Annotated in this window: 20 protein-coding genes; 13 read left to right on the top strand and 7 right to left on the bottom strand. The window is 63.0% G+C overall.

What is annotated here, in order from left to right:
* Positions 1–64: 64 nt before the first annotated feature.
* The 3 genes from PAF12_RS07240 to PAF12_RS07230 all read left to right on the top strand — a co-directional run bounded on the left by PAF12_RS07240 (position 65) and on the right by PAF12_RS07230 (position 2,737).
* The gene (locus tag PAF12_RS07240; RefSeq protein WP_271109496.1) at positions 65–1,663 is read left to right on the top strand and encodes a peptide chain release factor 3; all 1,599 of its coding nucleotides are present in this window, start codon (positions 65–67) and stop codon (positions 1,661–1,663) included.
* 170 nt (positions 1,664–1,833) lie between these two features.
* Positions 1,834–2,202 carry a hypothetical protein gene (locus tag PAF12_RS07235; RefSeq protein WP_271109495.1) on the top strand — a complete coding sequence of 123 codons (369 nt, stop codon included), beginning with the start codon at positions 1,834–1,836 and terminating at the stop codon, positions 2,200–2,202.
* A 91-nt stretch (positions 2,203–2,293) separates the two neighbouring features.
* On the top strand, positions 2,294–2,737 hold the full coding sequence (locus tag PAF12_RS07230) for a GNAT family N-acetyltransferase (protein WP_271109494.1): 444 nt from the start codon (positions 2,294–2,296) through the stop codon (positions 2,735–2,737).
* Between the two features lie 234 nt (positions 2,738–2,971).
* Here PAF12_RS07230 and PAF12_RS07225 read toward each other — a convergent pair whose 3' ends face one another.
* The 5 genes from PAF12_RS07225 to PAF12_RS07205 form a co-directional block, all read right to left on the bottom strand.
* Entirely contained in the window at positions 2,972–4,270 is a 1,299-nt protein-coding gene (locus PAF12_RS07225) for a pyruvate dehydrogenase complex dihydrolipoamide acetyltransferase (RefSeq protein WP_271109493.1), read from the bottom strand.
* Positions 4,271–4,282: 12 nt separating this feature from the next.
* Positions 4,283–5,656: a pyruvate dehydrogenase complex E1 component subunit beta gene (locus PAF12_RS07220; protein WP_271109492.1), complete on the bottom strand. Its 1,374-nt coding sequence runs from the start codon at positions 5,654–5,656 to the stop codon at positions 4,283–4,285.
* Positions 5,657–5,670: 14 nt separating this feature from the next.
* Positions 5,671–6,738 (bottom strand): pyruvate dehydrogenase (acetyl-transferring) E1 component subunit alpha, encoded by a 1,068-nt coding sequence (gene pdhA, locus PAF12_RS07215; RefSeq protein WP_271109491.1) that lies wholly within the window; start codon positions 6,736–6,738, stop codon positions 5,671–5,673.
* 98 nt (positions 6,739–6,836) lie between these two features.
* Positions 6,837–7,130: a septum formation initiator family protein gene (locus PAF12_RS07210; RefSeq protein WP_271109490.1), complete on the bottom strand. Its 294-nt coding sequence runs from the start codon at positions 7,128–7,130 to the stop codon at positions 6,837–6,839.
* Positions 7,131–7,337: 207 nt separating this feature from the next.
* The gene (locus PAF12_RS07205; RefSeq protein ID WP_271109489.1) at positions 7,338–7,736 is read right to left on the bottom strand and encodes a hypothetical protein; all 399 of its coding nucleotides are present in this window, start codon (positions 7,734–7,736) and stop codon (positions 7,338–7,340) included.
* Positions 7,737–7,973: 237 nt separating this feature from the next.
* Here PAF12_RS07205 and PAF12_RS07200 point away from each other — a divergent pair, with 237 nt between their 5' ends.
* Positions 7,974–8,363, top strand: a complete 390-nt coding sequence (locus tag PAF12_RS07200; RefSeq protein ID WP_271109488.1) for an NUDIX domain-containing protein — start codon at positions 7,974–7,976, stop codon at positions 8,361–8,363.
* 47 nt (positions 8,364–8,410) lie between these two features.
* Here PAF12_RS07200 and PAF12_RS07195 read toward each other — a convergent pair whose 3' ends face one another.
* Positions 8,411–8,956, bottom strand: a complete 546-nt coding sequence (locus PAF12_RS07195; protein WP_271109487.1) for a hypothetical protein — start codon at positions 8,954–8,956, stop codon at positions 8,411–8,413.
* The gene (locus tag PAF12_RS07190) at positions 8,943–10,232 is read right to left on the bottom strand and encodes an acetylornithine deacetylase/succinyl-diaminopimelate desuccinylase family protein (RefSeq protein ID WP_271109486.1); all 1,290 of its coding nucleotides are present in this window, start codon (positions 10,230–10,232) and stop codon (positions 8,943–8,945) included. The genes PAF12_RS07195 and PAF12_RS07190 overlap by 14 nt, the downstream gene beginning before the upstream one ends.
* Before the next feature lie 335 nt (positions 10,233–10,567).
* Between PAF12_RS07190 and PAF12_RS07185 the strand changes: the two genes are divergently transcribed.
* From PAF12_RS07185 to PAF12_RS07145, 9 genes are all read left to right on the top strand, one after another.
* A complete protein-coding gene (locus PAF12_RS07185; RefSeq protein ID WP_271109485.1) occupies positions 10,568–11,641 on the top strand; it encodes a hypothetical protein in 1,074 nt (357 codons plus the stop codon).
* A gap of 21 nt (positions 11,642–11,662) precedes the next feature.
* A complete protein-coding gene (locus PAF12_RS07180) occupies positions 11,663–12,799 on the top strand; it encodes a hypothetical protein (protein WP_271109484.1) in 1,137 nt (378 codons plus the stop codon).
* Positions 12,799–13,368 (top strand): putative glycolipid-binding domain-containing protein, encoded by a 570-nt coding sequence (locus tag PAF12_RS07175; protein ID WP_271109483.1) that lies wholly within the window; start codon positions 12,799–12,801, stop codon positions 13,366–13,368. Before PAF12_RS07180 ends, PAF12_RS07175 begins: the two co-directional genes overlap by 1 nt.
* Positions 13,355–15,283, top strand: coding sequence for an ATP-binding protein (locus tag PAF12_RS07170; RefSeq protein ID WP_271109482.1), 1,929 nt, complete (start codon positions 13,355–13,357; stop codon positions 15,281–15,283). Before PAF12_RS07175 ends, PAF12_RS07170 begins: the two co-directional genes overlap by 14 nt.
* Positions 15,284–15,512: 229 nt before the next feature.
* Positions 15,513–16,895 carry a DUF6638 family protein gene (locus tag PAF12_RS07165; RefSeq protein WP_271109481.1) on the top strand — a complete coding sequence of 461 codons (1,383 nt, stop codon included), beginning with the start codon at positions 15,513–15,515 and terminating at the stop codon, positions 16,893–16,895.
* Between the two features lie 3 nt (positions 16,896–16,898).
* On the top strand, positions 16,899–17,177 hold the full coding sequence (locus PAF12_RS07160) for a hypothetical protein (protein WP_271109480.1): 279 nt from the start codon (positions 16,899–16,901) through the stop codon (positions 17,175–17,177).
* A gap of 13 nt (positions 17,178–17,190) precedes the next feature.
* A complete protein-coding gene (locus tag PAF12_RS07155; protein ID WP_271109479.1) occupies positions 17,191–17,889 on the top strand; it encodes a DUF1523 family protein in 699 nt (232 codons plus the stop codon).
* A 103-nt stretch (positions 17,890–17,992) separates the two neighbouring features.
* Complete coding sequence (gene deoC / locus PAF12_RS07150; protein WP_271109478.1) at positions 17,993–18,943, top strand: deoxyribose-phosphate aldolase; 951 nt, start codon at positions 17,993–17,995, stop codon at positions 18,941–18,943.
* Positions 18,944–18,951: 8 nt separating this feature from the next.
* Entirely contained in the window at positions 18,952–21,285 is a 2,334-nt protein-coding gene (locus tag PAF12_RS07145; RefSeq protein ID WP_271109477.1) for an aldehyde dehydrogenase family protein, read from the top strand.
* Positions 21,286–21,493 lie beyond the last annotated feature (208 nt).

Below are 21,493 nucleotides of genomic sequence, written 5' to 3'. Positions count from 1 at the left end.
CCCTTTTCGATTTGCGGGCGGCCTTCGGTCAAGCTAGATGACGCGCTCAGGAAAGGACGCCACCATGACCAGCAACCGCCCCGAATTGCCGCCCGAGATTGCGCGCCGCCGCACATTCGCGATCATCAGCCACCCGGATGCCGGGAAGACGACGCTGACCGAGAAATTCCTGCTGTTTGGCGGCGCGATCCAGATGGCCGGTCAGGTGCGCGCCAAGGGTGAGGCACGGCGGACCCGGTCGGACTTCATGAAGATGGAGCAGGATCGGGGTATCTCGGTCTCGGCCTCCGCCATGTCCTTCGAATACCGCGATTTCCGCTATAATCTGGTCGATACGCCCGGCCACTCCGATTTCTCGGAAGACACTTACCGCACGCTGACAGCGGTCGACGCAGCGATCATGGTGATCGATGGCGCCAAGGGCGTCGAAAGCCAGACCCGCAAGCTGTTCGAGGTCTGCCGGCTGCGCGATCTGCCGATCCTGACCTTCTGCAACAAGATGGACCGCGAAAGCCGCGATACTTTCGAGATCATCGACGAAATCCAGGAAAACCTCGCCATTGACGTCGCTCCGGCAAGCTGGCCGATCGGCATGGGGCGGGAGTTCATTGGCGCCTATGACCTGCTGCATGACCGGCTGGAAATCATGGACCGCGCCGACCGGAACAAGGTGGCGGAGACGGTGAAAATCTCCGGCATCGACGATCCGAAACTGGCTGAATATGTGCCGGAAGGGCAGTTGGAAACGCTGCGGGAAGAGATCGAGATGGCGCGGGAATTATTGCCTGCGTTCGACCGGAAATCCTTCCTTGAGGGGCATCTGACGCCGATCTGGTTCGGCAGCGCGATCAACAGTTTCGGGGTGCGTGAACTGATGGACGGGATCGGAGATTTCGGGCCGGAGCCGCAGCCGCAGAATGCCGCCGAGCGTGAGATCGCTCCGGAAGAAAAGAAGGTCTCGGGCTTCGTCTTCAAGGTGCAGGCGAATATGGATCCGAAGCACCGCGACCGGGTGGCGTTCGTGCGCCTCGCCTCCGGCCATTTTGAGCGGGGCATGAAGCTGCTGCATGTGCGGTCGAAAAAGCCGATGGCGGTCAGCAATCCGGTGCTGTTTCTGGCCGCCGACCGGGAACTGGCGGAGGAGGCCTGGGCGGGCGATATTATCGGCATTCCGAACCACGGCCAACTGCGGATCGGGGATGCGCTGACCGAAGGGGAAAGCCTTAAATTCACCGGGATTCCGTCCTTCGCCCCGGAGCTTCTGCAATCGGTCCGCGCCACCGATCCGATGAAGGCAAAGCATCTGGAAAAAGCCCTGATGCAGTTCGCGGAAGAGGGGGCCGCGAAGGTGTTCAAACCACAGATCGGCTCCGGCTTTATTGTGGGCGTCGTGGGGGCCTTGCAGTTCGAAGTCCTCGCCAGCCGGATCGAGCTGGAATACGGGATTCCGGTGCGTTTTGAATCCTCTCAGTTCACCTCCGCGCGTTGGCTGGCCGGGCCGAAAGACAAGGTGGAGGCTTTCGCGAACAGCAATAAGCAGCATATGGCGACGGATCATGACGGCGATCTGGTCTATCTGACGCGGCTGCAATGGGACATCGACCGGGTAGAGCGGGACCATCCCGATCTGCAACTGACCGCGACGAAAGAGATGATGATCTAGGCCCGGATTTGGGCTGCACAGCGCGTACACAGGCCGTACACCGCCTGTACACAGAACGTACACAGCTTCGGCATTGGCTGGTGGCAAGTGGTTGAATCGGGCGCATTTGCAGGCCATCTCTGAAGCGAAGGCCGCGCAGTATCGCGCTGGCCGGGGAAAGGTCGGAACGCATGCGTGCTGCGGCGATGATGCTGGGGGTGATTGGCGGGTTGTTCGCCATGTTGGTCGGGTTCTTCAGCTACGGGTTTATCGAGCTGTCGACGCGCAGTGCCGCCTTTGCCGAAACCTTTGGTTCCATGGACAATGCCGATCTGATCCGGGTGGCGAGTATCCTTGCGCCGCTGATGGCGATTGCCGGCGGGGCGATGGCCACGGCCCGCGCGCTTTGGGGCGGGATCCTGATGCTGATCGCGGGCGGGCTGATGTATTACGCCTTTGGCTTTGGCGTGTTTACCGTGTTTCCCATTGGGTTCTGCATTACCGGCGGTCTGCTGGCCCTTGCCGCCGGGAAGCCGGATGAGCCGAAGGCGCATTTCTGATCTGCTGCGCGGGTTGCCGGGCCGATTTGGATATTTGGGCCAAGGTGAGGGGCATGCGTGGTGAAATGCGGGCGATGCCGGGGCTGGTTGCATGAGGGTTAGGAAAGCCGCGCTTGCCGATGCCGGGGAGATCGCGCGGATACATCGGGCCGCTCGCCGGGCGGCAATGCCGTGGCTACCGGTTCTGCACAGCGCGGCGGAGGATCTGCGGTTCTTTCAGACGCGGGTGCTGGCGGAGCAGGCGGTCTGGGTTGCTGCCGATGAAGATCGGATCATAGGGTTTGCGGCAGTATCAGGCGAATGGCTGAACCATCTTTATGTTGATCCGGGGGATTGGCGGCGCGGTGTCGGCTCGCGATTGCTGGCGCGGGCGAAAGACGGTGTGGCCCGGCTGCAGCTTTGGGTCTTTCAGGACAACCAGATGGCCCGGCATTTCTATGCGGCGCATGGGTTTGCGGAGGTCGAGTTGACCGATGGCGCAGGCAATGAGGAAAAGACGCCGGATGTGCGGATGCTGTGGACGCAACGGGCGTGATGTGGCTGCGAGGCGGTCTGGTTCGCTGGATCGAGTGATTGCGCGTTTGGGCTTGCAGGGACCGATTATCGGCGGGATGTCGTTTTGCCGGAAATATGTCGGGGTTATGGCGATGATTGGTTTGGAGACCGGATCGAATTTCCGGAAATAATTTGATGAATTGTCGCTTTGGCGGATTTGCAAATTAAAAAGGGGCCGCGCGGCCCCTTTTCGTGTTTTGTGTCCCAGACCGGCTTACGCCAGCATCCCCATCGGGTTTTCCAGATGTCGCACAATAGCTTCCAGCAATTGTGCGCCCAGAGCACCGTCGATGACGCGGTGATCGACCGAGAGGGTCATGGACATGACGTTGCGGATGACGACCTCGTCGCCCTCGGCCACCGGGGTCTTGATGCCCGCGCCGACGGCGAGGATGGCGCCGTGGGGTGGGTTGATGACGGCGTCGAAATTCTCGATCCCGAACATGCCGAGATTGGAGATCGCGAAGCTGCCACCCTGATATTCATGCGGGGCGAGCTTCTTGTTCTTGGCGCGGTTTGCCAGATCCTTCATCTCCGCTGAGAGCGCCGACAGGGTTTTCTGCTGCGCGTCTTTCAGGACCGGGGTAAACAGACCGCCCTCGACGGCGACGGCGACGGCGACGTCGGACGGTTTCAGCTTCAGGATGCGGTCGCTGGCCCAGACGGCGTTGGCGTCCGGCACCTCTTGCAGGGCAAGCGCGCAGGCCTTGATGATGAAGTCGTTGACCGACAGCTTGATGCCGCGTTCCTCAAGCTGCTTGTTCAGCGTGGCGCGGAACTTCATCAGCTCGTCCAGCTTCGCCGAGCGGCGCAGATAGAAATGCGGGATGGTCTGCTTGGCCTCGCCCAGACGCGCGGCGATGGTGCGGCGCATCCCGTCGAGCTTGATTTCTTCGGTCTCGCGATCCGCATACATCTTGAGGATGGCATCTGCCGAAGGACCGGCAGGGGCGGCGGCGGCAGCCGGGGCGGCTTGCGGTGCAGCGGCCTGGGCTGCGGGTTTCGCGCCGGGCCTGGCATCTTCCACATCTGCCTTGACGATGCGGCCATTGGGACCGGAGCCCTTGATCTGGCTGAGGTCCAGCCCCTTATCCGCCGCGATGCGCCGGGCGAGGGGGGAGGCGAAGACGCGGCCGCCATCGCCGGATTTTGGCGCAGGCGGGGCCTTTGCCGGGGCGGTGTCGGCTTTCGGGGCTTCGGCCTTCGGTTCATCTTTCGCCGCCTGCGGGGCCGGGCTGGCGGAGGCGGTGCCGATGTCGTCGGCGCTTTCGCCCTCTTCCAGCAGCACGGCGATCGGGGTGTTGACCTTCACGCCTTCACTGCCTTCCGCGATCAGGATCTTGCCGACCGTGCCTTCGTCGACGGCCTCGAACTCCATCGTGGCCTTGTCCGTCTCGATCTCGGCGATGATGTCGCCGGAGGACACGGTGTCGCCTTCCTTGACCAGCCATTTGGCCAGCGTGCCTTCCTCCATCGTCGGAGAAAGCGCGGGCATCAGGATTTCTGTGGGCATCTCGCTTGCTCCTTACTTGTAGGTCACTTTTTTCACGGCCTCGGCCACTTCCGCCGGGGTGATCAGCGCGTGTTTTTCGAGGTTCGCGGCATAGGGCATCGGCACGTCCTTGCCGGTGCAGTTGATGACCGGCGCGTCGAGATAGTCGAAGGCGTGTTCCATCACATAGGCCGACAGGTGATTGCCGATGGAGCCGACAGGGAAGCCTTCCTCGACGGTGATCATGCGGTTGGTCTTCTTGACCGATTCGATGATCGTGCCGTAATCGATGGGGCGCAGGGTGCGCAGGTCGATCACCTCCGCCTCGATTCCGTCGCCGGACAGCGTTTCCGCCGCCTCAAGCGCGTGGGACATGCCGATGCCGAAGCTGACAATCGTCACGTCCGAGCCGGAGCGGGCCACGCGGGCCTTGCCGAAGGGGATGGTGAAATCTTCCAGATCCGGCACGTCGAAGGTCCGGCCATAGAGGATTTCGTTTTCCAGGAAGATCACCGGGTTCGGGTCGCGGATGGCGGTTTTCAGCAGACCCTTGGCGTCGGCGGCGCTGTAGGGCATCACCACCTTGAGGCCGGGGATGGCGGAGAACCATGCCGCGTAATCCTGGCTGTGCTGGGCCGCCACGCGGGCGGCGGCACCGTTCGGGCCGCGGAACACCATCGGTGCCCCCATCTGGCCGCCGGACATGTAGAGCGTCTTGGCCGCCGAGTTGATGATCTGGTCCATCGCCTGCATGGCGAAGTTGAAAGTCATGAACTCGACAATCGGGCGCAGGCCACCAAAGGCCGCGCCGACGCCTATGCCGGTGAAACCATGTTCCGAGATCGGGGTGTCAACGACGCGTTTGGGCCCGAACTCGTCCAACAGGCCCTGCGAGATCTTGTACGCGCCCTGATATTCGCCGACTTCCTCGCCCATCAGGAACACGGTGTCGTCGCGGCGCATTTCTTCGGCCATGGCCTCGCGAAGTGCCTCGCGCACGGTCATCTGTTTCATCGCCGTGCCTTCCGGCCAGTCGGGCGAGCGGTCAGGTTCGGGTGTCTTCACCTCTGCGACGGCGGAGGTGGCTTCGGCGGGTGCTGCCTCTGCCGCTGCGGGTTCGGCGCTGGCGGCAGGGGCGGCGGTCTGGATGTCGTCGGCGCTTTCGCCTTCTTCGACCAGCACGGCAATCGGGGTGTTGACCTTGACGCCTTCGCTGCCTTCTTCGATCAGGATCTTGCCGAGGATGCCTTCATCCACGGCTTCGAATTCCATCGTCGCCTTATCGGTTTCAATCTCGGCGATGATGTCACCGGCGGAGACGGTGTCGCCTTCTTTTTTCAGCCATTTGGCCAGCGTCCCTTCTTCCATGGTCGGGGACAGGGCGGGCATGAGGATTTCGGTAGCCATTCTTATTGCCTCCCTTACGCTTCTTCCTGGGGTGCCACTTCGGCGTAAATATCGGTCCAGAGTTCCTCAAGCGGTGGCTCCGGGCTTTCGCGCGAGAATTCCGCTGCCTTGTTGACGATCTCCTTGATGTCCTTGTCGATGGATTTCAGATCGTCCTCCGTCGCGTGCTTGCCTTGCAGCAGCATGGCGCGGATGCCCTCGATCGGGTCGCGTTCCTCGCGCATCTTCTGCACCTCCTCGCGGGAGCGGTATTTCGCCGGGTCGGACATGGAGTGACCGCGATAGCGATAGGTCATGATTTCGAGGATATAGGGCCCCTTGCCCGCGCGGCAGTGGGCGACGGCTTTCTCACCGGCTTCCTTGACCGCCAGCACATCCATGCCGTCGACCTGTTCGCCGGGGATGCCGAATGCCTCGCCCCGACCGAAAAGCGTGGTCGATTTGGTCGAACGCTTGACCGAGGTGCCCATGGCGTACTGGTTGTTCTCGATCACGAAGATCACCGGCAGGTCCCAAAGCTCGGCCATGTTGTAGGTTTCATAGACCTGGCCCTGGTTGGCGGCACCGTCGCCGAAATAGGTGAAGGTGACGCGGCCGTTTTCCAGATATTTATCCGCGAAGGCGAGGCCCGCACCAAGCGGCACCTGTGCCGCTACAATGCCGTGGCCGCCGTAGAAATGCTTCTCCTTGGAGAACATATGCATGGAGCCGCCCTTGCCCTTGGACAAGCCGCCCTCACGCCCGGTCAGTTCGGCCATGACGCCGTCCGGGCTCATGCCGCAGGCGAGCATATGGCCGTGGTCGCGGTAGGAGGTGATGCGCTTGTCGCCTTCCTCCGCCGCGGCTTCGAGGCCGACGACGACGGCTTCCTGACCGATATAAAGGTGGCAGAAGCCGCCGATCAGGCCCATGCCGTAAAGCTGGCCTGCCTTTTCCTCGAATCGGCGGATAAGAAGCATATCCTTGTAATATTTCAGCAGCTCGTCCTTCGACACATTCGGCTTCGCCCGTCTGGGCGTTGTGCTGCGCGCGCGTGTGCTGCTGCTGGTTGTCGCTTTGTTGGCTGCGGGTTTCCTGACCATACCGGTTACCTCCTGCAAGCTGACGGGAATAGTTCAGCGTTAAACTATCCGTAACGCATCGCTGCGGGGGCTGCAATCGGCTATGTTACCGCAAATTCTCAGCGGATGATGACTTCGTCCGGGCGGATCAGGCCCAGCACCTCGCGCGCGCGCTCGTCCAGCAGGTCGAGATCGAGGTAGTCGTCGGACAGCCGGTGCGTCAGGTTTTTCATCCGGTCCACCTCGGCCTGCAGCTCGTCGCGCTCGGCCCGCAATGTCTCGGTCTCCGCCTCAAGCTGGACACGGCGCATCAGCCCGGAAGGGCCCTGAACGGCCGCAAAGGCGAAATAGAGACTGGCCAGCACGGCCAGCAGAACGATGATGATCGCCGAAAGCGACAGGCGTTGCGACATGGGCTGCCCCGGTGGTGGTCTTCTGTGGACCGTTATCGGCCATATTTGCATGAAAGCCGGGCGGGGGGAAGCATCACCGTGCCGCGTGGCAGGCTTTTGCGCAAGGCGAGGTCTTGCGGGCAACGCGCCTTGCGTGACCGGGTCCGGCTGGTGGCGCGCGGAAACCGGGGGCTGCGCTGAATTCGGATCGGGCGGGATCGGTTGAGTTCAGAAAATCTCTGCCGGTTTGAAATAATAGGTCCAGATTTCCCAACCAAGCAGCGCCGCAATGGGTACTGCGAGCAATGCAAACCAGAATGTCAGCAGGTTTCGGGCGAAGAACAGGGCTGTGCGAATGACGAATTCGTAGAAGACCGAAAAGACAATGGCGATCACCCCGGTCACCAGTTCCACACGCCAATCGCTGCCGACCATGATTGCAATCCAGAACAGCAATGCCGCCAATGTCAGAAGAAATGCGCAGGTGCTGGCGAAGGCGGAAAGATAGCGGGTGCTGCGGGTCCGGGTGCTGGCGAGTTGCTGACTCCACGCGCCTATTTCCGCCTGACAGGCGATAAACAGGGTGAACAGGATGAGGATATGATCGGGTGGCAGTTCGCTGCGCATGCGTCCTCTCGGCTCTTAGCAGTGCGGGCGGCGGAAATTGCCGGGTTGAAAACAGGCCAATCAGAAAAACAGCATCATTTCATGGACGATCTAAGGCATAATGGTAAATTATTTGCAACTTTATTGTGGTAATCCTGCCGCGTTCCGCATCCATATATCCCGGTTAATGTCACGGTGATTGCCGTGGATTGTGATTTCTGGCTTTATGGAGGCATCGCAGGGGCGGGATTGCAGAAAATGGATGTCCATATTGCAGCAGCCGCGCTGATGCGGGCAGATGGTGCCACCTTGCTGGTGCGCAAGCGCGGCACCTCGGCCTTCATGCAGCCGGGCGGGAAGATCGACAGCGGCGAGGCACCGCTGGTCGCGCTGTACCGTGAGCTTGCGGAAGAGCTGGGGCTGGCCCCCTCCGACGGCAACGCCGCCTATATCGGCCGGTTCGAGGCACCTGCGGCGAATGAGACCGGCGATACCGTTATCGCGGAACTCTACCTGCTGGAGACATCGGCCGATCTGAGCGCGCAGGCGGAGATCGAGGAAATCCGCTGGCTCAGCCCGTCCGGCGACATGCCGGATGATCTGGCGCCGCTGACCCGCGATGTGGTGCTTCCTGCGATCTGGGGGTAGGGGCTGCATGCCTAGCGTGACAAGTCGGAATACTTGAGGCCATGCGATTAAGCTGATGCGCTATCGATGGCTTCGAGTGCTGGCTGTATCAAGTTTAGAACCGGGACATCTCTGAGCAGTGGTCCTCTGCCAGGAATGTAGTCGCCCGTTCCATTTCGCCAACGCCGCTTCTCCTGATCGAACTGCCACTCGATATCAATCAATATCTGTCGACCCCGATGTTCCGATCTCTGGAAATACGCACTCCAACTGCTGTGGTCATTGGAATAGACGGAGCCGCTCGCCGACACATCGGCGTGCGCGTTCTCTCGGATTGCATGCTTGGTTGCGTTTGATGCTTCACGAATAAGGCGAAATTGCCAACAACCACTGTCGGCGACTTTGTTCTTGAAGTTGATTTCCACGTCTTTTTTCTTTTGCCCTGATATGCCGGGTTGAGCTAGGGCGACGTGGGTTGCGTAGGCGTCTATCGCCCACATCACGCAGAATGCGTCGAGCAATGAGTCCGGCTGTCTTTTGCCACGAAGAACGGCTGGATCGACTATCTGCGTCCGAAATTCTGATGGTGAGAGCGCCGTTCTAAAGTCTGGCATCAGACACCTCAGCCAGCAGATCCGCCAGCACCAGCCCCATCACCCGCGCCGAATCCAGCATGTCGTCGACGCCGATCCATTCATCCGGCTGATGCGCCAGTTCCAGCACGCCGGGGCCGTAGGCGATACAGTTCTTCAGCTTGCCGATGCGGTCGATATGTTTCTGGTCATAGGTGCCGGGGCTGACGACGTAGCCTGCCTGTTTGCCCAGCACGCGCTCGATAGCGGCGGCAGTGGTGCGGACGACAGGGGCGTCGCGGTCGGTCATGGAGGGGATGACCTCGAACAGGTCGCGGATCTCGTAGCGGAAATTCGGGCGGCGGGCGCGGACGCGCTCCATCAGGGCGGTGATCTCGCGTTTGACCTCTGCCAGATCCTCCTCGATCAGGAAGCGCCGGTCGATGGTGATGCGGCAGCGGTCGGGGACGCAGGGGGCGGGCAGGCCGGTGTAATCCGGGCCCTGATCGGGTTCGCCGCCGTGGATGGAGTTGATGTTCAGCGTCGAGGACCGCGCCTCCTCCGGGATCACCGGCATCTCCGTGCGTTTTCCGGCGAGCAACGGCCAGAGCGTCTGTTCCATCTCCTCCAGCACGGCACCCATATGGCGGATGGCGCTGTCGCCGAGGAAGGGCATGGAGCCGTGGGCGATGCGGCCATGCGTCTCGATCTCTGCCCACCAGACGCCGCGATGGCCAAGGCAGATGCGGTCCTTGTGCAGCGGCTCGGGGATGATGACGTGATCGACATCGGCGAAGTCGCCGCGTTCGGCCAGATGGGCGACGCCGCCGTAACCGCCGGTTTCCTCGTCAGCGGTGGCGGAGATTTCGACGCGGCCGGCATGGTCGGGATAGGTTTCGATGAAGGCTTCGGCGGCGATGATGGAGGCGGCGAGACCGCCTTTCATGTCGCAGGCGCCGCGCCCGTAGATGCGGCCTTCGCCCGCATCGTATTCGGCGCCGAGCGGGTCGCGGGTCCAGCCGTGGCCGATTTCGACAACGTCATGGTGGGAGTTGAAATGCACCGCTTCGCCGGGGCGCGCGCCGTTGCGGCGGGCGAGGATATTCCAGCGGGGATAGGTCTCGCTGTCGCCGGGCGCGCCCTTGGCCCGGATCAACTCGCAAGCGAAGCCGCGCGGGGCAAGGCGGGCCTCGATATATTCGCAGATCTCCCGGTATTGCTGGCCCGGCGGGTTCAGCGTCGGGATGCGGATCAGATCCTGTGTGAGGCGGATCAGATCGTCGCGGCGGGAGAGAATGGCGGTATTCAGTTTTTCCATGCGGCGCAGATTGGCGCGGGTGGCGGGGACTGTCCAGATGCCGAAGCGTCCTGCCCGGAACAAAGGGCCGCAGGCCCGCCGGGCCAGCGTCCGGCCGCCCCCACGGGCGGACGCTTCTTCGCCGGACCGTGTCGAACGGCGGTTCGATGTGGCTGCACCATAAAGCGTGCAGCGAAGCGGTTGGATGCGTCCACCCGCGGCCGGACGCCGACCCTCATCTCAGGACTTCATATCAGCGGGATCGCCCCCGCCGTTTCGATTTGCCGCCATCAGCCCTTGTAAGCCGGGCCGCAGGGTCTAATGTCTGGGGCAACGCATTCTTCAGGAGACTTCCTATGGCCTCGCTCGACCAGCAGCTATCCGAAACCCAGAAGCAGATCGTCCTGACGCAGGAGAAAATGGCGGAGGTGACGAGCAGGCTCGACCGGGCCGCGTCGGATGCGGGGGTGGAGGAACCTTCGATCGACATCGCAAACGCGACGCTCGCGGATGTGAACGCCCATACGGAAACGATGAACGCCAACATCGCCGAACTCATCATGGGGCTGGACGATGTGACCGCCGGGTTCTCCAAGGATTTTGAGGAGATGCGCTCGAAAACCGGATGGGAAAGCTTCGTCGGGATTTTCGCTCGCAACAAGGCGGAATCGATGCGGCAGGAACGGCTGCGCACGGCCTCCATCGACGATAAATTGCAGGATCTGATCTCCAAATCCGATGTCATCACGCGGCTGCTTCAGGATCAGCTTGCCCAGCTGAACGACCAGAAGGCGAAGGTCGAGGCGAACCTGACCGGTACGCTGGACGAGCGCGAGGCGACGGTAGACACGCTGGAAGACCTGCGCGAAAAAATCCGCGCCATGGACCCGAAGCTGATCGAGCTGGAAAACAAGGTCGCCACTACCACCGATCCCTCGGACCGCACCAAGCTGGAGACCGAGCTTGCCAATGCCAACAAGGATCACAACGAGCTGATCCAGCAGGAACAGGTCGCACTTGCCAAGTCGCAGACCCTGGAACGCTATATCGAGGCGGGGAAAACCTGGGTCGACAGCCTTCAGAATCAGGCGGCGACGCAGATGGTGCTCATCAACAAGCTGCAAACGGACACCAAGCAGCGCGTGGTGCTGTATGATGCGCTGACCAAATCGCTGAAAACCGCGCAGCAGCAGGATGTCGCGCACCGGATCAACGAAATCGGCGTGAAAACCGATCAGGAGGCGCAGGCGCAGATGGCCGCAATCGGCACCGCGACGAATGACCGGATGGCCGATATGCTGGAAGCACATGGCGATCACATGGTCTTTGCCCGCAAGGTGCTGGAAGAAAAGGCCAAGGCCGATGAGCGTTTTGCGCGCCGTTTCGCCGAGATTGTCGAGAAACACGACAGCAATCTTTACGGCAGTTGATCCGGTAAGCGGGCAGGACAGATGAGCAAGGACCGCACCGGCACGCTCGACGCCGATCACCGGCAGCTTGAGGACGATCTGGTCGCGCGGCGCTATTTCGAAAAGCTGCGGCTGATCGCGCGGGTTCTGCCGGAGGTGCTGGCCGAAACCGTGCGCGACCGGCTGTTCAACCGGACGGAAACGGAGATCATCGAATCCTATCTTCGTGCCATGCTGAACTCGGTCGAGGCGCTGTCGATGAAATATCTGGTCTCGGGCCGGGTGGAGGGGCCGCTGAGGCGGTTCCTGACCATTGACGTGCATGAAAGCGGCTATCCGGTCTGGTCGGAGATCGGGCAGATGGCGGCGGATGCGGCGCAGGCGGCGGATCAACTGGCGCGGACGCAGGACACGGCGTCGATCAAGGATGACATGATCCGCCAGATCGTCGGCGATCTGACCATTCCGACGCGGCTGCAATACGCCATGTCGCAGCGGCTTTATTACGAGGCGCTCGATCGCGGCGGGCTGTTCTGGCCGCAGATGCACCCGCAGGGCTACTGGCTCTCCGATGCCGGCAACCGGCGCCGCTGGCTGCTGCATTGGGCGGTCTATGACAGCCAGCTGAATATCCCGGTGCTGTATCTGATGGAATGCGACGACAGCGGCAGGCGGCCTCTGGTCGAGGATTCGAAACGCTGGCCGGAGGTGCGGGCGCATCTGATGGCGCAGTCGGTGACGGGGTTGCAGCTTGTCACCATTGCGCAGGGCTTTGACCGGGATTTCGACAAGCTGCACCCGCACCGGCTGCGCCGCGTGCTGCTCGGCCCGATTTATTCGCAGCAATTCACCACGCAGGAAGGCCCGATCCGGGAGGTGCTGGACAATGCCCGTGCCCCCGCGGGCGAGGACTGGGCGATGGCGCTGACGGTCGAGGAATTGCGGGCCGAACGCGCGGTCATGGAAAGCAGCGGGTTCTTCGGCGTGACCGAACGCCAGATATTCCGGCTTGACCCCTTGGATCAGGGCGGGGCCGGGCAGGGGGCGAGCGCGGTTGAGCGCGCGCTGATCCTTCCGGTGCGGCCCTATCAGGCGCTGGCGGAGCTGGACCCGGCGGGCTTCCGCCATATCCGCAAATATGTCCCGCGTCCCGGCGGCGGCGTGACCGGGTATCGCTGATGGCGCGCAATCCGCAGATCCTGTGGCGGCGGCTGGACCGGCCCGGCCATGACGCCTGCCGCATCTGGGAGGATGGCGAGCGGCAGGGGGTTGAGGGGATGGCGGTCTGGCTTGATGAGGCGGGGCCTGCGCATCTGCAATATCTCGTGACGTGCGATATGGCGTGGGCCACCCGCTCGGCGCGGGTTCAGGGGCGGGTCGGCGCGCGCGAGGTGATGATCTCCGTTCATCGCAGCGATCTGGGCGAATGGCGGATCGGCGGCGAGGAAATCCCGGAATTGGGCGGGCTTCAGGACATCGACTTAGGGTTCACGCCTGCCACCAACACGCTGACCATCCGCCGCCTGCGCAGCTCCGGACGGAATGAAGCCGAGGTCGGGGCGGCATGGCTCAACCCCGCCGATTGGCGGCTGAGACTGTTGCCGCAAAGCTACCGCAGGACCGATGCTGGCTGGCACTACGCCGCGCCCCGGCACGGGTTCGAGGCGGTGCTGGCCGTGGATGCGGACGGGTTCATCACCGATTATCCGGGGCTTTGGATCAAAGAGGATTTCGATGGATATTCGTAACGAAATGGAACTGCCCGAGGCCGAGATCCGCAGCCATTACGCGCAGGCTTTGTCGCTGCTCAATGGTTTCGATCACGCGCCGAGGCTGGGCCGGGCATCGGTGCAGGCGGCCCCGGAACGCTCGCCCGGTATTCCGCGCCGTACCTCGCGCTTCCGCTCGACCACGCCGGGGCTGGCGGGGCGCTCCACCGTGCGGGCTGAGGGCATCCAGCTCATCGACCGGATCGAAGGGGTGGGCGGCGACGATCTGCCCTCGCCCGCAGCCGCCACCGTGGCCCGCGCGCTGCGTCGGGCGTTGGCGATTTCGCTGGCGGTCGTGGACGAGGTCGCGGCGCGCTCCGGTGCGGCGGAGTTGAAGCGCGCCAATCTGGAGGGGCGGTTGCCGGGAGACCGGCGGGCCGAGTTCGCGGAACTGCTGGCCGTGGAATCGCTCGCCGCCATGTCTGTCTTTGCCAATGCGACCGCGTTTCTGCTGGCCGAACATGCCGGGCCGGAAACGGTCGAGGGGATCACGGCGGATGAAATCCTGACCGATAATCCGACCGTCGCCTTGCAGGGCGCGCTGTGGGAGCTGGATCAGAACCTGTCGCGCGCAGCATTTGACGACAAGACGCTGATTGCTACCGTCATCGCCTATGCAGAGGCGCTGTCCGCCGCCGTGCAGGCCCGTGCGGAGACCGCGCCGAGGACCGGCAGCTTTACTGGCGCAAGCTGGCGCGTGGCGGCGGATGACTTCCCGATTGCCGGGTTTGCGCCTGCCACCAAGGCGCGCGGCAAGCCGGTCCAGCTTGCCTTCAAGACGCCGGAGGAGGTCGTCGGCAACGCCATTGCCAAGCACCAGATGATGCGGCTGTCGCGGATGCTGGTCGCCTATGATTTCGACAAGCGCATGAACCCCTTCGTGGAGCTTGGCGGTTTCATCTACACCTTCCTCGGCGACGGCAAGCCCGGCACCGGCAAGACCACGCTGATCCAGATGATGGCGGGGCTGATCAATGATTACTGCACCGTCGCGGGCTATCCGTTCCGCTATGCGAATCTGAGCATCGACAATGTGGACAGCTATCAGGGCAAGTCGGGCCAGAACGCGCGGGCCTTCATCGACGGGGTGATCGACCCGTCGGTGATCGGCTTCGGCACCATAGACGATATCGACCAGATCGCGGGCAAGCGCGGCGACAAGCAATCCTCAAGCGGCCAGCAGGAGATCACTGCGGTGCTGATGGAGGCGTTTGCCGGGGCCAGCACCATCGTGCGCGGCAATGCGACCTTCGGGATGTTCTCCAACTACGCCGAATCCATCGACGACGCGCTGCGCCAGCGGGCAGGCGCGCGCTTCCTGATCGACGGGCCGAAAAGCCGGGCCGATTACATCGACATCCTCGCCCTGCTTTTGGGCAAGCGGCACCAGATCCCGGTCGGTGAGCATGATCTGATGAAGGCGCAGGCGATCAAGACCGCCGTGGCCGACAGTCTGGAACGCCACAACCAGCCGCAGGAGGCGGGGCTGGCGAAGGTCTGGGGCGAGGTGACGGCGCAGACCGGCACGCTCGACACGTTGGCGGAGTTCGGCACCTATCTTCACGCGATCTCTCAGGCCGATGAGCGTTTCACCGGGCGCGCGATCAAGAACATCACCGACGCGATCAAGGCGCGCTCGATGGATTTCGACATGCCCGATGAATGGTTCGAAAGCCCGGAGCCGTTTCTGCATCAGCCCTATGCCCGCAAGCTGGAGATGATCGAGGCGCTGCGCCAGCCGATCACGCGCGAGATGATCGCCCAGGAAATCAACCGCTACGCCGACAGCGAGTGGCGCTATGCCGATAACAGCGACGAGGTCGCGATTGAGGAGGCAGTGCGGAATATGGAACGCATGGCAGAGGCGCAGAAGCGGTATCGGGGGGAGGGGTGAAGCGATACCGTTTGCAACCCCGCCCGGAACAAAGGCGCGTCAGCGCCGCCGGGCAGCGTCCGCCCGCCCGCCCGGGCGGACGCTTCTTTGCCGGTTCGTACCGTGCAAATGTTCAGCGGGGATGCGTCATAAATTGTTCAGATCAGCCGCCGCGGCGTCCACCCGCGACCGGACGCTGCCCGGCGGCGCGGCTCTGCCCTTCCGGTTTATCTGGTGTTAAGGTGACCGCATGAAACGCCTCATCGAAAAAGGCCTGATGTTCGGCAATCTGATCCGGGTGGACAGCCCGGCCTGGGTGGCGCGGTATAACCGGGCGTTGAAGCTGGTCACGGGGCGTGAAACCGCCTTGCCGGAGTTTCATATCGACCTTGCGGGATACTCGCCCGAGATCGGGGACGAGATCGGGGATATGGACTACCTCAACCCCGCAGGCGCGCATCGGCAGTTTATCCTGCTGACCACAGAGCAGAAGACCGCGCCTCTGCTGAACGCGGATCTTTCGGTGCTGCGCGAGCTGCTCAAGCAGTTCATCCATGACAATGAAAGCCAGCTGTTCAGCCTGACCGCCCGCGATGCGGTTGTCGGAGAGATGGACGATATGGTCTGGCAACTCCGCGCGCCTGCTGATCTTTTGCAGATCGGGCGGATCAGGATCAGCGCCGATACGACCGGCAATCACGTCGCCAATGCCGATCAGCTGACCGCGCTGATCGAGCGGTTCCGGGCGGAGCCGGATGGCTGGTATGACGATGTGCTGATCGCGCGGATGATCAGCCAAGCCAAGGAAACCGGCGATGTGATCCGCAATCCGATCCATCTGGAGGCGGGGGATTACGAGGTGCCGGATTTCTGGACCTCGCAATTTGGGGGCGTCTATGTGTTCCGCTCGCCGCGCGAGGATGCGATGATCTTCCGCGATCCGAAGGTGTTTACCGACCCGGCATTTGACGTCGATCTGGCGGGCGTCAAGCTGATGAGCCTTCAGGACACGAATGCGATTGCCATGTGGATGGCGCGGAATGCCCTGGGGGAGCCGATCGTGACCGCGAAAGGCGCGGACGGGGCGGCGATCCTGCGGCAGAAGATCGATTTCATACTCGTCGATGCCGCGACCCGGCTGGGGATCGGCACCGGCGACGGCACCCGCTCCGCGCTGCGCCGGGCGGCGGCACGGATGGGGCAGGGCCTGCCGGAGGAAATCCGCGGTCTGAGCGCGCTTCTGCGCTATGCCGAGGAAGGCGGGGCGTGGCCGGTCATCGACAGCGCCGATCCGGCCTATTTCTACGCCATCCGGGCCAGTGCCACACCGGCGCGCGATCTGGTCAACATGATGCTGACGGAACTGGCGCCGCATGATGTCCGCGCGCTGTTCATCATGAACAAGCCGCTTTTCTATCAGGAATATCAGGGCTGGGACGAGGCGAAGAAAGAATATGTCGCCAATCAGCTCGCGCGGGAGTATCAGATCGACAAGCAGGGCACGCGGGAGGCTCTCTTCGGACCGGAGCCGTCGATGGAAGAGCCTGCACCGATCATCGGACCCTGGGGGGCGGCGAAACCCGCCCGCGTCAGCCTGAGCGAGGCGACCATTCGCGGACCCTGGGGGAGCTGACAGATGGCGATTATCCGGCTGGCGATCACGCTGTTCATCATCGAGGCGATCTTCTATGTGCTGATCTCGATGTATCTGCGCTCCACCCGCGCTGAATATCTGGAAGAGGAATGGGACCGCCGCCATCCCGACCGGGCCGGAAACAGCCCGGAACGAAGGGAGTTCGTGCGGCGTTCGATGAGAGGGTTTCAGAAATCCCTCAAGGCGCGGCTTGTGGCGCTGATCTTTGTTATTCCGACGATTGCCATCGTGGTGATCGCATGGATCGTGAACGTGCAGTAAGGAGGCGCTTACGATGTATTACGTCAAGGTCGTTCTGGGTGTCCTGTTCGGTGTCGTCGTGTTCCTCAGCCTCGACTATGTGCTGCCCAGTCGCGATACGGTGCGGATCACCAACACCTATAACCGGCTGACCGATATTGGCAGCAATAGCTGGTTCTACGCGGCAGAGGATACCGGCACCGTGGTCAACGCCTCCGGTCAGCGCGATGTGCGGTTCATCGAAACCGTGCGCCCGAGCGAGAAGGTATTCGTCTATCGCAACGAGGATACCGGGCTGATCTGGCCGCCCTATTTCAAATATGACAGCTCGAATTTGCAGGCGGAGGCGACCAATCTGCGTTCGGATTCGCGCGATCCGATCTGGGTCAGCATGACCTCATATGGCTGGCGGATCCCGCTGTTCTCGATCTATCCGAATGCGATTTCGGTGCGGCAGGTCTCTGGCCCGGATGAGGCGCCGCTGAACTGGCCGGCGATGGTGATCCTCGGGCTGCTCGGCGCGTTGCTGGCGCTGATCTGGCGGATGTGGAACCAGTTCCGGCAGCGCACCATCGACCCGGCGGCAAAGCGCGTGGGCGAGGCTGTGGATAAGGTTGATGCGCGTGCCGATGCAGCGATGGACCGCGTTTCCGACGAGTTCAGTGAGGCGCGCGAGGGGTTCACCGGCTGGCTCGACACATGGAAGGGCAAGCCGCGCGATCCGAAGAAGTGAGGCGATGCCGCCGCTGAACAGCCGGTCATGATGCGGGCGGTTTGGCTTGTCGCGCGCGCCGTGCGAGGCTACCGTGCGGGCCTGTTGACGACGCGGGAACATGATGGCTGAGACGAGACGCAATCCGGGCACCGAGCTGACGCCGGAATGGTTCGAGACGATCCGGATCAACACCCCGGCGACCGAGCGGCGGGCGACGACGCTGCCGGTCAGGCGGTCGCTGAAGAAGGAATGGCAGGCGGCGTGGCTTCTGAACGCCATTCGCTGCATCGACCTGACCACGCTGGCAGGCGACGACACGGAGGCCCGCGTGGCGCGGCTTTGCGCCAAGGCCCGCCAGCCGGTCGCGCCGGAATTGCTGGCCGCTATGGGGGTTGAGGGGCTGACCACGGGCGCTGTCTGCGTCTATCCGACAATGGTGGCGGCGGCGAAGCGGGCGCTTGGCGACAGCGCTGTGCCGGTGGCGAGTGTCGCGACGGGGTTTCCCGCCGGGCTGATGCCGCTGGATCTGCGACTGGCGGAGATCCGCTATGCCGTCGATCAGGGCGCCGATGAGATCGACATCGTCATCACCCGCGCCCATGTCTTGCAGGGCGAATGGGCGGCGCTTTACGACGAAATCCGGGCGATGCGCGAGGCTTGCGGGGATGCCAAGCTGAAAGCGATCCTGGCGACGGGCGATCTGAAATCGCTGGAGAATGTCGCCAAGGCCAGCCACATCGCCATGCAGGCCGGGGCGGACTGGATCAAGACCTCGACCGGCAAGGAGGGCGTGAATGCGACGCTGCCCGTGTCCTTGGTCATGTGCCGGGCGATCCGGGATTATCAGGCGCAGACCGGCTATCAGGTCGGGTTCAAACCGGCGGGCGGGCTGAAGACCGCCAAGGACGCGCTGTCATGGCAGGTGCTGATGGTGGAGGAGTTGGGCCGCGACTGGGTCCGTCCCGATCTGTTCCGCATCGGGGCAAGCTCGCTTCTGGGCGATCTGGAGCGTCAGATCAGCCATTACGTCACCGGCCGCTATGCCGCGGCGCATCGCCTGACCATGGCCTGAGGGATATTATGCCGACTGTGAGCGAGATCATGGAAACCATGGAATACGGCCCCTCGGTCGAGGACAGCACCGCCGTGCGCGACTGGCTGGCGAAGCGGGAGCGGTTCGGCCATTTCATCGATGGCAGCTTCACCAATGCCGGGCGCGGCTTTGTGACCACCGATCCGGCGACGGGCGAGACGCTGGCGCAGATCAGTCAGGGCACTGGCGAGGATGTCTCGACTGCCGTGAAGGCCGCGCGCAAGGCGCAGCCGAAATGGGCGAAGCTGGGCGGGCATGAGCGGGCGCGGTATCTCTATGCCATTGCCCGGACCATCCAGAAGCGGGAGCGGTTCCTGTCGGTGCTGGAGACGCTGGATAACGGCAAGCCAATCCGGGAAAGCCGCGACGCCGATATTCCGTTGGTCGTGCGGCATTTCTATCACCACGCGGGCTGGGCGGAACTGATGGCGGATGAATTTCCCGATCATACCGCTATCGGCGTGGCGGGTCAGATCATCCCGTGGAATTTCCCGCTGTTGATGCTGGCGTGGAAGATCGCACCCGCGATTGCGGCGGGCAACACCGTGGTGCTGAAACCGGCGGAGTATACGCCGCTGACGGCGCTTGCCTTTGCCGAGATATGTCAGGAGGTCGGGCTGCCGCGTGGCGTGGTCAATATCGTGACCGGCGACGGGGAGACCGGCGCGGCGCTGGTCGCGGCGGATGTCGACAAGATCGCCTTCACCGGCTCGACCGAAGTCGGGCGCGCCATCCGCGCCGCGACCGCCGGGACCGGCAAGCGGCTGACGCTGGAACTGGGCGGCAAATCGCCGTTCATCGTGATGCCGGATGCCGATCTGGATGCGGCGGTCGAAGGCGTGGTCGACTCGATCTGGTTCAATCAGGGGCAGGTCTGCTGTGCGGGGTCGCGCATTCTGGTGGCGGAGGCCGTGGCCGCGCGGTTCGAGGCGCTGCTGCAGCGCCGGATGGCAAATCTGTGTCTCGGTTCGCCGCTCGACAAGTCGACCGATATCGGCGCAATCGTGCATCCTGTTCAGAAGGACCGGATTGTCGGGCTGTGCCGTCAGGCCGTCGATGCCGGGGCAGAGCTTGTGGGCGGCGATGCAGCGGAGGGCTGCTTTGTCGCGCCCGGCTATCTGCGCGCCGTCTCCCCCGCCAACCCGTCATGGAGCGAGGAAATTTTTGGCCCGATTGCGACACTGACCACGTACCGTACGGCGGATGAGGCGATCAGTCTGGCCAATAACAGCCATTACGGTCTTGCCGCGCAGATCTTCTCCGAAAGCGCGACGGTGGCGACCGATCTGGCCGCACAAGTGAAATCCGGCGTGGTCTGGATCAACGGTGCGAATATGTTCGATGCCGCAGCGCCCTTCGGCGGGATGCGCGAATCAGGCTATGGCCGTGAGGGCGGGCGTGTCGGCCTGCTGGATTATCTGACCGGCCCGAAGGTGGAGGCGACGAAGGAAAAGGCGCCGAAGCCGCTCAAGCCGGTTGTGGATGGCACGGCGACGGGCAAGGCGATTGACCGGACCGAAAAGCTCTATATCGGCGGCGCGCAGAAGCGGCCCGATGGCGGGGCAAGCTATCGCGCGGCCTCGGGCGATCTGGTCCCGCTGGGCAATCGCAAGGATATCCGCAACGCCGTCGAGGCGGCGAAGAAGGCGGGCAAATGGGCATCGATGGGCGGGCATGGGCGCGCGCAGGTGCTGTATTTCGTGGCGGAAAACCTGTCGCTTCGGCGGGAGGAGATGGCCAAGAAACACGGCGCTGACGCTGTGGATGCGGCGATCCGCAGATTGTTCTACTATGCCGGCTGGGCGGATAAATTCGACGGGCAGAATGTTCAGACCAAGCCGAATTATCTGGTCAATGTGATCCCGCAGCCATTCGGAGTGATGGGGATCGTCTGTCCCAATGATGCGCCGCTGCTGGGCCTCATCAGCCTGATCGCGCCTGCGATTGTCATGGGCAATGCGGTCGTGGCGGTCCCGGCGCAGGACGATCCGGTCGCGGCCTTCGATCTGGCGCAGGTCTTCGACACCTCGGATCTGCCGGGGGGCGTGGTCAATATCGTCTCCGGCCCGAAGGATGATCTGGCGGCGGTTCTGGCGGCGCATGACGATGTCGCGGCGCTCTGGTTCTGCGGTGCAAAGGGTGTCGCGGAGGTGGAGGCCGCATCGGTCGGCAATCTCAAGCCGGTGTGGTCGTTTGCCAATCGTGATTGGAGTGCGGCGGACGGGCAGGGGCGGGCATTCCTTGACCATGCGGTGCAGTGGAAAACGGTGTGGTTGCCCTATGGGGCCTTGCCGGCGGGGACGGGGAGTGTGGTGTATTGAGGGGATGGGGTGGTTTTCGGGCGTTGACGGGGGATGGGGCGTTCACGTTTGGCGGGTGAAATGACGTTTGATGGTGCGATGGCGTTTGGCGGTGCGCTAAAGCGCACCCTACGGGCGCATCCAACGGGTTTCGTGATTTCGCCGTAGGGTGCGTTTCAACGCACCGTCGGGATCGCCGGTTTAGCCGTAGGGTGCGTTTCAACGTACC

This window comes from Paracoccus sp. SCSIO 75233 (genome assembly GCF_027912675.1).
Taxonomy (GTDB): domain Bacteria; phylum Pseudomonadota; class Alphaproteobacteria; order Rhodobacterales; family Rhodobacteraceae; genus Paracoccus.
This window is presented reverse-complemented; position numbering and strand designations above follow the sequence as displayed.

Excerpts from the sequence above, each read along its gene's own strand:
- PAF12_RS07200 (WP_271109488.1), top strand. The coding sequence starts at position 7,974 with ATGGATGTCCATATTGCAGCAGCCGCGCTGATGCGGGCAGATGGTGCC.
- PAF12_RS07235 (WP_271109495.1), top strand. The coding sequence starts at position 1,834 with ATGCGTGCTGCGGCGATGATGCTGGGGGTGATTGGCGGGTTGTTCGCC.
- PAF12_RS07160 (WP_271109480.1), top strand. The coding sequence starts at position 16,899 with ATGGCGATTATCCGGCTGGCGATCACGCTGTTCATCATCGAGGCGATC.
- PAF12_RS07145 (WP_271109477.1), top strand. The coding sequence starts at position 18,952 with ATGCCGACTGTGAGCGAGATCATGGAAACCATGGAATACGGCCCCTCG.
- PAF12_RS07190 (WP_271109486.1), bottom strand. The coding sequence starts at position 10,232 with ATGGAAAAACTGAATACCGCCATTCTCTCCCGCCGCGACGATCTGATC.
- PAF12_RS07175 (WP_271109483.1), top strand. The coding sequence starts at position 12,799 with ATGGCGCGCAATCCGCAGATCCTGTGGCGGCGGCTGGACCGGCCCGGC.
- PAF12_RS07205 (WP_271109489.1), bottom strand. The coding sequence starts at position 7,736 with ATGCGCAGCGAACTGCCACCCGATCATATCCTCATCCTGTTCACCCTG.
- PAF12_RS07220 (WP_271109492.1), bottom strand. The coding sequence starts at position 5,656 with ATGGCTACCGAAATCCTCATGCCCGCCCTGTCCCCGACCATGGAAGAA.
- PAF12_RS07155 (WP_271109479.1), top strand. The coding sequence starts at position 17,191 with ATGTATTACGTCAAGGTCGTTCTGGGTGTCCTGTTCGGTGTCGTCGTG.
- PAF12_RS07170 (WP_271109482.1), top strand. The coding sequence starts at position 13,355 with ATGGATATTCGTAACGAAATGGAACTGCCCGAGGCCGAGATCCGCAGC.
- PAF12_RS07165 (WP_271109481.1), top strand. The coding sequence starts at position 15,513 with ATGAAACGCCTCATCGAAAAAGGCCTGATGTTCGGCAATCTGATCCGG.
- deoC (WP_271109478.1), top strand. The coding sequence starts at position 17,993 with ATGGCTGAGACGAGACGCAATCCGGGCACCGAGCTGACGCCGGAATGG.
- PAF12_RS07225 (WP_271109493.1), bottom strand. The coding sequence starts at position 4,270 with ATGCCCACAGAAATCCTGATGCCCGCGCTTTCTCCGACGATGGAGGAA.
- PAF12_RS07185 (WP_271109485.1), top strand. The coding sequence starts at position 10,568 with ATGGCCTCGCTCGACCAGCAGCTATCCGAAACCCAGAAGCAGATCGTC.
- PAF12_RS07230 (WP_271109494.1), top strand. The coding sequence starts at position 2,294 with ATGAGGGTTAGGAAAGCCGCGCTTGCCGATGCCGGGGAGATCGCGCGG.
- PAF12_RS07195 (WP_271109487.1), bottom strand. The coding sequence starts at position 8,956 with ATGCCAGACTTTAGAACGGCGCTCTCACCATCAGAATTTCGGACGCAG.
- PAF12_RS07210 (WP_271109490.1), bottom strand. The coding sequence starts at position 7,130 with ATGTCGCAACGCCTGTCGCTTTCGGCGATCATCATCGTTCTGCTGGCC.
- PAF12_RS07180 (WP_271109484.1), top strand. The coding sequence starts at position 11,663 with ATGAGCAAGGACCGCACCGGCACGCTCGACGCCGATCACCGGCAGCTT.
- PAF12_RS07240 (WP_271109496.1), top strand. The coding sequence starts at position 65 with ATGACCAGCAACCGCCCCGAATTGCCGCCCGAGATTGCGCGCCGCCGC.
- pdhA (WP_271109491.1), bottom strand. The coding sequence starts at position 6,738 with ATGGTCAGGAAACCCGCAGCCAACAAAGCGACAACCAGCAGCAGCACA.